Consider the following 12,021-nt stretch of genomic DNA (forward strand, 5'->3'; position numbering starts at 1 on the left):
AAATTGGTAGCGCTGTATATTCCCGGGGTGTCCTAGAAAAGTACACACATAGAGGAGCAGAAATGAACAACAAGAAAGAAGCGAAAAAGTCGGGAGAGACCTCTCGGAAGAGCCAAAAAACGGGTCTGAAACAGAGGAGCTACGACGACAAGTTTAAATTAAAAGTCATGCGCGAAATGGTATGTACGGGCGAGACTCTTGCGTCACTAAGTAAGCGTCACGATGTGCCGATTACAACGATATCCCGCTGGATCAGTACCTTTGGGGTCACAACCCCAAAACAAATCAGAGAGCAGGTTATGAGTAAGAATATCAGCGACATCGAGCGTAAGCTTATCGAGAAAGAGCGTGAGTGTGAAGAGCTTAAAGTAAGACTTCGAGAGGCACAAATTGAGTGCGAGATCAAAAAAGCGTCCTTGGACTACCTGTCCTCGAAGTATCACATTGATCTAAAAAAAAAGAACGATTTAGACTAGTGGGTGAGATGAAAGATAAGAACATCAGTGGTCGCTCAATCGGTGTAAGCAAGTGTTGCAAATACCTCTGCGTCAGCAGAAAGGGCTACTACAATAGAGTGAGGGCTCAGGCTGCTCGTCTCGCCAACGAGGGCTACGATGAGTCCACCAAGGCAAGTGCAGTACTCTACTTTTGCCGACGACAGCGAGATCAGCTGCCAAGGGCGGGTGTGACCGTACTCCACAAGCTGTCAAATGAATACTTCCGTGACATCTTCACTGTGGGTCGAGACTGGCTGTCCAAGCTTCTGGATGCCAACAACATGCTCTTGAGAGAAGCCAAGAAGAAACGCCCTCCTCGGACGACAAGAGGGGTTGTGAATCATGGCTTTGAGGATCATGTCAATACGATCCCAAAGTACATCGCCCCTGACAATTGCCGTCTCTTGGTCTCCGACATCACCTACGTAAAGACGTCAGAAGGCTTTGTCTATCTGTCACTTACGATGGATGCCTACAGCAGGATCATCACCGGATTTGACCTCCGCAAGACTCTCTCGACAGAAGGGCCCCTCAATGCTCTAAAGCAATCCATACTCTTCTTTACAAAGCACGGATATCCACTTGAGGGACTGATCTTCCACAGCGACCGCGGATGTCAGTATATCTCAAAGGAAATGACCGAGTTAGAGGCGAAGTACGGTATCATAACCAGCGTGACCCAGACCGGAGATCCTCTCCACAATGCCATGGCAGAGCGGCTGAATGGGACACTGAAGAACGACTTCTTGTACGACACCGAAAAACTTGATTTTGAGCATACTAAGTCAGCAGTAAAGACGAGTGTTATGACCTACAATACAGCTCGTCCTCATCGGGCAATAGGGATGAAAACGCCTATGCAAATGCTACTGCCCGACTACCCTAATCCCCTATTGTCCAATGGGAAGGAGGCGGGAGAGGCCCCTCACCCCCAAAGAGGGGGTGGGGGGCCTCTCCCGCCTCCAACGGAGAAGTCCTGCGACCATGAAGGACTTGCAAAATAAGTGTGTACTCATTAGTAATAAATGGGTATATTTGTATACGAGTTGACACCTAACCCATTCCGGGTGTGTACACTCTCAGGTCTTAATCCAATGACCGGTATACAGTCCTAGTAATATTCAGTCAACTGTGTACTTTTTCCAGGAATCGCATATCCCGGGGGATTTTTCTTTTACCGGTATTAGAGAAGACTAATATCGGTATTAGGAAACTCTAATATCGGTATTAGTATTCTCTAATACCGATATTAGAACATCGCTTGTAGGGAGGGGGCTTTTCAGAGACCCTCTGGGGGTCGAGATCGTTGAGGGCGACTCTGCACATCGGACACCGCTCCGCGGATGACCGATGTCTATGGAGCGAGCACCCCTGCCGGGATGCCTCGCTGTCCGATCCCGAAGGGCGCGCTATATTATCGGACAAATCGGGCAGGTCGGACAAGTGCGATGGACACCTAAGTGCTCACCCGCATAAGACTCACCCCGCCTGCCGATCCCGAAGGGGCAGAGCCCCGGAGGGATCGTCGGCTTTTAGCCCGGGTGTCGAGGCACGAAGTGCCTATAACCCCGGGTAACGGTTGATCATCTTAAATAGATACGACCCCGATAGGATGTCGCACTTACCAGTCAGGCTATCAGTGCGACCCCTGGCGGGGTCGAGGGGATTTCTCCCTGCCAAGCTATCCCGGGGTCTTCGTCGGGGCTTACGCCCCTCCTCGACACCCGGGCTAAAAACCGTGCACCCCTGCCGGGGTGCAACCCGTTCCCGAAGGGCGCGCTATATTATCGGACAAGTCGGACGGGTCGGACGATGCGATAGACACCTAAGTGCTCACCTGTATAAGACTCACCCCGCCTGCCGACCCCGCAGGGATCATCTTTGGGGAGAGGGCTGTAGTAGGCAAAAAAAAGGACTTGTGCCGGGGAGCGGTGGCTCTCGGCACAAGTCCTTACTATGTGTGTGCAACTCCGGGTCGGGCGGTTACTTGGGGTCGGAGGGGTTGTAGACGTAGGCGACACGACGGTCCCCGAGGAGGAAGCCGAGGATATTGTCCCGGTGCTCGTACTCCATAGAGAGGCGGGACTCGGTCGTCTGGGTACCCACATGGGGCGTCATCACCACGTTCTCCATATCGTAGAGGGCATCGAGGGGCTTGTCGCTATGCTCAAAAACATCGAAGGCCGCCCCGGCGAGCTTGCCACTCCGGAGGGCGTCGACCACCGCCTGCTCGTCCATCACCGCTCCTCGGGCGACATTGACGAGGATAGCACCGTCACGCATCAGGGCGATGGTGTCGGCATTGATGAGGTGCCGGGAGTCAGCATTGAGCGGGGTGTGGAGGGAGACGATGTCGCTCTCTCGGAGGAGGGTCTCCAGGTCGGCATAGGTGACGCCGAGTGCCTCCTCCTCAAGCGGGTCGAGCCGGTGACGCTTATTATATAGTATGGTCACACCGTAGGGGCGGAGGAAGTCGGCGACACGACGGGCGATATTGCCAAAGCCGACCAGCCCGATAGTTTTTTTGCCGAGATCAGTCCCCATAAGCCCGGTATTGACCGCATCGCGATCGCGACGCAGGCGGCTGTCCCATACGGTGATGCGCCGGGTGAGCGACAGCAGGAGCGCCATCGTCAGCTCCGCCGTCCCCTGGATCACCGACCGAGGGGTATTGGTGACGGCGATGCCGCGCTTCTTTGCGGCGTCGAGGTCAATGTTATTGAAGCCGACACCGTAGTTGGCTATCAGCCTGAGGTGAGGGAAGTGGCTCATCACCTCCTCGGTGATCGGGTGGGTGAAGCTTGAGGCGATTACCTCAGCATCCGCCGGGAGGGCGGAGAGGTCCTCGGGGTCATAGACAAATCCGGGCTCAGGCATGAAGACCTCACAGCCCTTCTCACTCAATTCGTCGTAGCCCTCGGGCTTAAAGGGAGGGAAGGTAAAAGCAATCTTGTGGCTCATGGCTATTCTTCTTTTTTTCTCTAAAAAAAATGATCTCAGATCATAGGACCGCTTTGATCTCTCGAGCGATCACGTGCTCGTGACCGAAGCGATCGATGCGGGTGATGGTGAAGGCGACCTTGAAGGTCCCCCCTAAGTCGAGCGGACGGAAGCGGGTGTCGTGAGTCCGCCCAACGATATTCTCGGGGTCGAGGGCCTTGCGGAGGGATGTCCCGCGCTTGTGGCAGTAGACTACGTAGTAGGCGGTCTCCTGACCCGGCGGGAGGGGCAGGTCGTCCATCCAGACCAGCTCCTGCCTGCCGCTCCCCCGGAGGACTGCGGCGTCGCGCTCCGGCTCCGGGAAGGGCTCCATGGTGGCGGGATAGGGGCGCTCAGGGAGGAGGGCGGGGAGGGGCCAGTAGTCCCGGTGGAGCTGATCGGCAATCCCCCTGTAGGAGACGCCCCAGAGGTCGTCCCCCGGCCAGATGGCGTTGCCTGCGGTATGCTCGGCGGCGAGGACCAACTTGGGGTGGAGCTGCCCGCCATCCATCGTGCGGCGCACGTGCTGACCAACTACCAGCTGCGCGTGGTGGATGTGGCGCGACCACCAGAGCACCAGCTCGGTGTAGTCGGCCACCTTATTCCCCATATTCCAGTAGATCTGAGGGACGACGTAGTCGATGAGCCCCTCCTCGTCCCAGAGGAGGAGGTCAGCGTAGAGATCGTCGTAATTCTGCAGTCCTGCCGTTCTTGACCCTATGGGATGGGTCCGCTCATTGCGGTAGATGCCGAAGGGGCTGATGCCGAGCTGGACGTAGGGCTTGACGCTGTGGATCGTGCGGGACAGGTCACGGATCAGTCGGGTGACATTGTCCCTCCGCCAGTCGCCCTTAGAGGCAAAGGCGGCACCATAGCGGCGGTAGGTCGCGTCGTCGTCAAAAGTCTCCCCGGCTATCGGATAGGGGTAGAAGTAGTCGTCGAGGTGGATCCCGTCGACATCGTAGCGGGTGACGATGTCGCGCACCACCCTGCAGGTGTAGGCGCGCACCTCGGGGAGGCCGGGATCGAAGAGCAGCTGCTTGCCGTAGCGGACAAACCACTCGGGATGCTTGCGGGAGGGGTGCCCCGGGGCGACGGCGGAGCCGACGTCGGCGACAGCGCGGTAGGGATTGATCCAGGCGTGGAGCTCGATGAAGCGCTCGTGGCAGATCTTGACCATAAAGGCAAGCGGGTCCCAGAGTGGCTCCGGTGCCCTACCCTGCTCTCCGGTGAGGAAGCGGCTCCACGGCTCATAGGGTGAGTAGAACCAGGCGTCTGCCTCGGGTCGGACCTGGAAGTAGATCACATTGACCCCCAGCTCCGCCAGTCGGTCGACCTTCTGCCGGAGATCGCTCTGCAACTCTGCTACGGTCATCCGCGCATACTGGGAGCGGTAGATGGTGGGAAACCAGACAGCCCGTACCTCCCGCCGAGGGACCTTGTAGTCCGCGTCGTAGGCCTTCTCTGCAGCCTTCTGAACCACACTCTTGCGGGGACCGCAGCCGGCGGAGAGGAGGAGGAGAGAGAGGAAGAGGGGAAGGAGGAAGAGGGGGCGTCTCATAGCAGGGAGATCAGCGGAAGTGACCATAGAGGGCCTGGGTGATGGTCATGTAGACAAACATACCGATGAGGTCATCTAAGATCGTGATGAAGGGGCCGGTGGCGCGTGCGGGGTCGATCTTCACTGCATTCATCAGGAGCGGGATCACCGAGCCGAAGAGGCTGGCACAGATCACCACGACAAAGAGGCTGAGGGAGACGCTTGCCATCACCAGCATATCCTTGATGTAAAAATAATTGTAGACAAAGACGACCATACTGATCACGCTGGCGATGACGAGGGCGACGCAGAGGTCATTGAGTATCGTGCGGGGGATGCGCTTCAGGTCGAGCGAGCCGCGAGCGAGGTCCTGCACAACGATGGTGGAGGACTGCATACCGACATTACCGCCCGTACCGCCGATAAGGGGGATGAAGAGGGAGATCTGCGGGATCATCGCAAAGACGCTGTCGTAGATGCCGAGGAGCTGACTATTAAAAATCCCTCCGATCATCCCGATCAGGAGCCACGGGAGACGGGCACCGGTCTGCTTAAAGATATTGTCGGACGTGTCGATGTCGGAGGAGAGACCGCTCGCCATCTGGCTCTCAGCCTCGTGCTTCTCACGCATCTCATCCACCACATCATCGATGGTGATGACGCCCTTGAGCCGCCCGAGGGCATCGACGACCGGTATGGCGACGAGGTCGTACTGGTCAAAGGTCTTGATCACCGTATCCATAGAGTCGCTCTCGTGGAGGATGACGGGATTGGGGAGCATCACGTACCGGATCTCGCTGATGGAGGGATTGGTGATGACGGTCTTCGTCGGCAGGATGCCGATCAGCCGCTTCAGGTCATCGACGACGTAGACGTAGTAGATCTCGTCCAGCTCCTCGGCCTGACGGCGCATCTCATCGAGGCACATGGGCATGGACCAATTGGCATTCACCACGATCATCTCCTTCCGCATCACACCACCGGCGGTGTCCTCATCGTAGTGGAGGAGGTCGACGATATTGCCCGCCTGCTCCAGGTCGGGGATATGGGCAAGGATCGCATCCTGCCGCTCGCTCCGCAGGTCGCGGATCAGGTCGGCGGCATCGTCGGTATCCATATTCTGGACGATCTTCGTGGCGATCTCCTGCTCCGGCACGAGGGAGAGGATCTCACGTCGCCGATCCTGGTCCATCTCGGTGATGACGTCCGCCACCTTGACATCGGGGAGCACCCGGAGGGCACGCGTCGCATCCTCATCGGAGAGGTCGTCGATGAAGGTAGCGATGTCGGTCGGGTGCATCGCGTGGAAGGTGCGCTGCAGCTTAGCCGCATCGTTGGTCTCGAGGTAGTGACGGAGCTCTTTCGTCAGTTCGGGGGTCAATTCGATCATCTCAGCGTTTCTTCATCATTAGGGCAGATCGTCTTTTCGTCCACAGCACGGGTGAGGGCAATGAAGTCCTCGACGTCGAGCTGCTCGGGGCGCATCGTCAGGTAGCGCTCAATCTCCGGCGGGACTGACTCCGGGAGCAGTCCCCTCAGCGAGGAGCGGATCATCTTACGTCGCTGGGCAAAGGCCGCCTTGACCACCCGCCGGAAGGACTGCTCTCTCACACCGAGGGAGGTGCGGTCGTTGCGTGTCAGCCTGAGGACGCCACTCTGCACCTTGGGCGGTGGGGTGAAGGCGCCAGGTGGGACCGTGAAGAGGTAATCCGCATCGTACCAGGCGCGCAGAAGCACCGTGAGTATGCCGTAGTCCCTCGTGCCCGGCTCAGACGTCAGGCGGCGTGCCACCTCCCGCTGCAGCATACCCCCCGCCATCGGGATCAGGTCGCGGTACTCCAGCATGTGGAAGAAGATCTGACTGGAGATATTGTAGGGGTAATTGCCGATGAGGAGGAAGGGCTGCCCCTCCGGGAAGATCCGATCAAGGGGGAGCGTCAGGAAGTCTCCCTCAATGAGCCGATCGCCCTCCAGCTCGGGGAAGGTCTCCCGCAGGTACTCCACGGACTCCCCGTCCAGCTCGACGACGACGGTATCCCGATAGATCGAGAGGAGGTACTTCGTCAGCACACCCATACCGGGCCCCACCTCCAGGATCGGCAGATCCCGACGGGAGACCAGTATCTCAGCGATACGCTCCGCCACGGACTCGTCGTGGAGGAAATGCTGTCCGAGGGCTTTCTTGGCCCGTACGCGCTTTGCCATGCTATCAGTCGGTCGGATCAAAGGTGAGGAGGAACGGGGTTAGGGTGAAAAAGGCTACCTTTGCCCCATCACTTGATAGGGATCCCCGCTTCTCTCACCCCATTACGTACAAAAGTACCAAAAAGAGAGCGGACCCGCGCACTCATGACAGGTAAGCTACCAAAGAGTCTCCGGATCATCCTCCCCCTGCTGATAGGGGTGCTCCTCATCGTCCTGCTCTACAGAAAGGTCGACTTCGACGTCGTTCAGGAGACGCTCCGGGAGGACGTGAGGTGGTGGGTGATCGTGCTCTCCTGCCTCCTCGGACCGCTCTCCGTACTCTTCCGTGGGCTGCGGTGGGACCTACAAGTGGCACCCCTGCGTGCCGGCAGGTACGGCTCCACCCTCACCGCCTCGGTCCTCCACGTGCAGGGAAGCTACGCAGTCAATATGCTGATCCCTCGTCTCGGAGATCTCTGGCGCTGCAGCTCGATGCAGGGCTACAGCGGGCTGCCCTTCTCCCGGCTCTTCGGGACGATGATCGCCGAGCGAGCGGTGGATATGCTCACGACGCTCTTCCTGATCCTCCCCGGTCTGGCGCTGAATGCGACCTACTTCACCGCATTCCTCCGTCACCACGTCCGCATCCCCTCACCCACCGAGGGACCCGCCACCTCTCCCCTCACCTGGTTGCTCCTGTTGCTGGCTGTGGGGCTGGGGGTCTACCTCATCGGGAGAGTGGCGAGGCGACTGCGGCTCCGGCATAAGATCCGCAAGGGGTGGCTCAACTTCCTCGTTGGACTGCGGACGATAGTGGAGATGGACCGCCGAGCGAGGTGGCTCTTCCTCCTCTACACGGTCGGGATATGGGCGTGCTACTTCTTTGCCTTTTACCTCACCTTCGGGGCATTTAGCTTCACGGAGCAGCTGGGGCCGGGGGTGGCTCTGGTGACCTTCTCCCTCATCACCCTCTCATCGATCCTGCCAATACAGGGCAATATCGGGCCGTGGCACTTCGTCGTGATCCAGTCGTTGATCTTCTTCGGTGTCGCTGCCGATCCCGCCGCCTCCTTTGCGCTGATCGTCCACACCACTCAGACGGCGACGACCACCATCTTTGGTCTCGCAGCGATCCTGCTCCTTCCCTTCCTGAGAGAAAAGAGTAAAGAAAAATGACACAGGTAGGCTACCTCCTCACCAATACCGGCTCCCCCCGCTCGTGCCTCGTGGACGATGTGGGGCAGTACCTGCGGACCTTCCTCACCGACCCGGCGATCATGGGGATGCCCTACCTCCTCAGGCAGCTGCTGGTGCGGGGGATCATCGTGCCGAGGCGGGCGCCCAAGTCGGCGAAGCGGTACCGGCAGGTCTGGCTGCCCGAGGGGTCACCCTTAGTGGTCTATAGCCGTCAACTGGCGGAGGAGCTGAGCCGGCTCTCCGGCTGCCCCACCTATCTCGCCATGCGGTACGAGGAGGGATCGGTCGATCGGGCGCTGAGGCAGGCTGAGGTCGACGGCGTGACGGAGCTGATCTCGCAACCGCTCTACCCACAGTATGCCTCGAGTAGCTTCGGCTCGGCAAGCGACTTTGTGCGGAGGAGGTACGAGGCTCTACGACCCTCCTACAGACTCACGGAGCGGGGTCCCTTTTACGACCACCCGGACTTCATCCGCTCTCTGGCGGAGCAGGTGGCAGGAGCCGAGCTGTCACCGGAGACGCATCTCCTCCTCTCCTTCCACGGGCTTCCGCTCTCTCAGGTGAAGCCCTACCTCAGGGACCCTGAGCGGGACTATACCTACCAGTGCCGGCGGACGATGGAGCTGCTGCTGGAGTGCCCGGAGGTGTCTCCACTGCGGAGCTACGAACTGGTCTACCAGTCGCGCTTCGGTCACCGCTGGCTGACGCCCGAGCTCACGAAGCGGCTCGCCGCACTGCCGGGCGAAGGGGTCAGGAGGGTGGCGGTCCTCTGTCCCTCATTTGTCGCCGACTGCCTGGAGACGCTCGAAGAGGTGGGCATCGATGGGCGAAGGATCTTCCACGAGGCGGGTGGCGAAGAGCTTACGCTCATCCCCTGTCCCAATGGCTCCCCCACCCTCGCCCGCGCTCTCCTCTGAGCTCAGGTGGATGCGAGGGTGCCGGACGAGTCGGACAAGTCGGACGGGTCGGACAAGTCGGACAAGTCGGACGGCGAGGTGCACCCCTGTTGGGGTGCCACCCCGCCCTATTTCACGAGAGGCGATCCAGCAATGGACCCCGATAGGGGTCCCTTCTGCATAGCTGTAAGTTTGTCACATGATCGTTGAGGGGCTTTTGAGCCCCGCTCAAAAGCCCCTCAACGCCACTCAAACAAAGGAGATAACTCTTTTGGGAGCTGGTGCTCCTGACAGCAGGGTTAGTATCGTATCTTTGTTGTATGAAGAGCGGCACTAACCGACTGAGAGGAAGGTAAACCATCTGTTTAGCAGGGATTGAAAAATCCATCCCGGGCTATGGACCTCCTCTCGGTCAAGCTGTTAAAAGCCAGATAAATAGATAGGAAGAACCTAATTACAGCTTTTGACTAAAACAGCTTTTGTCGCTTAGTACCGCTCAAACAAAAAGCAATCAAAGTTATGAAGAAAACTCTATTTATCGGCATTGACTTTGCCAAAGCGAATTTTGTCGCTTCTGCTCTTCTTGGTGAGGATCCGGATCCGGTTTGCCTGAACAAGTCCTTCTCCAATGATGATAAGGGCGCTAAGGCACTCATATCGTGGATCGTAAAGCTCCTCCCTGAGACGTGCTCACTCTCCGACGTGCTGGTCTGTGGGGAGCATACCGGGAGCTATAGTCTCCTCCTGCCAAGGAGACTTTTTGACGCCGGGATCGACTGCTGGCTGGAGAACGCCGTCTGTATCAAGAACGGCTCCGGCAGGATCGTCCGAGAGAAGTCTGACTCGGCGGACGCAACTATGATCGCCGAGTATGCAAGGACTTTCTATCAGAAAAGGGTCAGACTCTTTGTCCCCGAAAGTCCGATCCTCTCGGAGCTCAGGGAATGCAACGACATCAGACGACGTCTCGTGAAGGAGCAAGCCGGACTGATGTGCAAGAGACATGATGCCGAAGTCCGTCTCAAGGCTAAGCCCGGCAGCAAGGCCATCGTGATGAATATAAAAATCCTGGACAGACAACTGGCTTACATCAAAGAGCAGATTGCCAAGGTAGACCGACAAATGTGCAGTCTCATAAGGGCTGACAAGAAGCTCACCAGGATCAATGATATCATCGTCAGCATCAACGGTGTGGGACCGGTAACTGCTATCGCATTGATTGTCCTCACGAGCGGCTTTACGACATTCGGCTCCAAGAGGTCTCTAGCCTGTTTCCTCGGGATAGCCCCCTTCAGAAGCGAGTCCGGCACGTCCATACAAAACGGCTCCCATAGGAGCAGGCAGGCTGACTCCTACTACTCGGGACTTCTGTATATGGTCGCCGTCTCAGCTATGTCTTGGAATCCTGAGATCGCCCTCTACAAGGAAAGGCTGCTCAAAAAGGGCAAGCCGAGGCTCGTCATCATCAATAACATTAAGAATAAGCTGATCACTATAATATGGGCTATGGTGAAGAACGATACCTTATATGATCCCGATCACCACCTCAAAGTAGCTCAACAAAATCAGACCGCATAAAATTTCTACCCAAAAAGTTTGGTGGTTAGCATAAATAGCCCGGGTGTCGAGGCACGTAGTGCCGAAGACCCCGGGACTCCTGTGATACGCCTTATATATACGACCCCGTCAGGGTGTCGGTCCCTCCGAGAGTTCGCCATTACGACCGACCCCTGGCGGGGTCGATGGAAGAATGATTCCCCGGGGTCGTCGGGGCTTGCGCCCCTCCGACACCCGGGCTACGCAAAACGCACCCCTGCTGGGGTGCCACGCTAGCCGATCCCAGAGGGTGTGCTGTCTTGTCGGACGAGTCTGACGGGTCGTACGATGCGATGGTCACCTAAGTGCTCACCTGCATAGGACTCACCCCGTCTGCCGATCCCGGAGGGGCAGAGCCCCGGAGGGATCGGCAGGCGATAGCGGCAGGGCGGGATTCGGTCAGCGAGATTGCACAGCGACAGAGGTTAGCACTTCTCTTATTGATAAGCTCAAATGCGTCATCCCTGCCCTATATTTGGAGGTATTACCTATTGTCTCTATCTTTGCCGTATAGAAGGAAGAGCTTCTGAATTGCCCCGACCGATGTTAGGCGGGTCACCCTTTCAGGAGTTCTTCTTTGTTTTTCCGGTTCGCATCCTCGCCCTCGAGTCAGTCTGTCCTCCTGGCAGTCCGTCGCCACACGATGTCTCTGAGGACCAAAGATTTGGTGGTCATACCAAGAGTTTGTACATTTGAAGCGCAGTCAGAGAAATAACTGCAAAGTGGTCAATCAAGTTGACTGCTGGTGCTTTCGGAAAACGTTAGATACCGATTGCATCTTGGGGGGGAAGCTCAGTGCTTCCCCCTTCTTATTGCCCTAAACAGGTCTGCATCGGCAAAGGTGGCAGAGATCAAAAAAAAGGTCGACTCCCGGCAGAGGTGACGCTTTAGAAGGATCGTCGCCCATTAACCATACATTGAGGCATGAGGTGTCGAAGATCGCCAGAGACGCCATTTTAGTCAGAAAGAGACAAGAAGAGACAGGTAAAGACTCTGTGAGATAACCCCTCCAGTGGGTGTGCTATATTTGCAGCGCTGGAGTTTCCGGACAAATGAGGGGATCTCCGCCGGGTGCGGGCTGTCTCATCGGACGGGTCGGACAAGTCGGACGCCCTGCACAAAGCTAGCGGCT

At 57.6% G+C, this 12,021-nt stretch carries 9 protein-coding genes; 5 read left to right on the top strand and 4 right to left on the bottom strand.

The annotated features are described in order from the left end of the window. Positions 1-62: 62 nt before the first annotated feature. Positions 63-476, top strand: coding sequence for a transposase (locus tag AC1EKE_RS05015; protein WP_480308519.1), 414 nt, complete (start codon positions 63-65; stop codon positions 474-476). A gap of 8 nt (positions 477-484) precedes the next feature. Further along, positions 485-1,501 (top strand): IS3 family transposase, encoded by a 1,017-nt coding sequence (locus AC1EKE_RS05020; RefSeq protein WP_480308520.1) that lies wholly within the window; start codon positions 485-487, stop codon positions 1,499-1,501. 979 nt (positions 1,502-2,480) lie between these two features. Here AC1EKE_RS05020 and AC1EKE_RS05025 read toward each other — a convergent pair. From AC1EKE_RS05025 to rsmA, 4 genes are read right to left on the bottom strand one after another with little or no spacing between them, the layout of a single operon-like run. Further along, positions 2,481-3,458 carry an NAD(P)-dependent oxidoreductase gene (locus AC1EKE_RS05025; protein ID WP_070466629.1) on the bottom strand — a complete coding sequence of 326 codons (978 nt, stop codon included), beginning with the start codon at positions 3,456-3,458 and terminating at the stop codon, positions 2,481-2,483. Between the two features lie 40 nt (positions 3,459-3,498). Then, positions 3,499-5,037, bottom strand: coding sequence for a glycoside hydrolase family 10-like protein (locus tag AC1EKE_RS05030; RefSeq protein WP_480308521.1), 1,539 nt, complete (start codon positions 5,035-5,037; stop codon positions 3,499-3,501). A 10-nt stretch (positions 5,038-5,047) separates the two neighbouring features. Beyond that, on the bottom strand, positions 5,048-6,406 hold the full coding sequence (mgtE, locus tag AC1EKE_RS05035) for a magnesium transporter (RefSeq protein WP_480308522.1): 1,359 nt from the start codon (positions 6,404-6,406) through the stop codon (positions 5,048-5,050). Beyond that, positions 6,403-7,221 (bottom strand): 16S rRNA (adenine(1518)-N(6)/adenine(1519)-N(6))-dimethyltransferase RsmA, encoded by an 819-nt coding sequence (gene rsmA / locus AC1EKE_RS05040; protein ID WP_480308523.1) that lies wholly within the window; start codon positions 7,219-7,221, stop codon positions 6,403-6,405. Before rsmA ends, mgtE begins: the two co-directional genes overlap by 4 nt. 144 nt (positions 7,222-7,365) lie before the next feature. Here rsmA and AC1EKE_RS05045 point away from each other — a divergent pair, with 144 nt between their 5' ends. From AC1EKE_RS05045 to AC1EKE_RS05055, 3 genes are all read left to right on the top strand, one after another. Continuing rightward, positions 7,366-8,376: a lysylphosphatidylglycerol synthase transmembrane domain-containing protein gene (locus AC1EKE_RS05045; RefSeq protein WP_480308524.1), complete on the top strand. Its 1,011-nt coding sequence runs from the start codon at positions 7,366-7,368 to the stop codon at positions 8,374-8,376. Further along, entirely contained in the window at positions 8,373-9,314 is a 942-nt protein-coding gene (hemH, locus tag AC1EKE_RS05050) for a ferrochelatase (RefSeq protein WP_480308525.1), read from the top strand. The genes AC1EKE_RS05045 and hemH overlap by 4 nt, the downstream gene beginning before the upstream one ends. A gap of 498 nt (positions 9,315-9,812) precedes the next feature. Further along, a complete protein-coding gene (locus AC1EKE_RS05055) occupies positions 9,813-10,871 on the top strand; it encodes an IS110 family RNA-guided transposase (protein WP_480308526.1) in 1,059 nt (352 codons plus the stop codon). Positions 10,872-12,021 lie beyond the last annotated feature (1,150 nt).

The organism is Porphyromonas sp. C0041D3 (assembly GCF_056590575.1).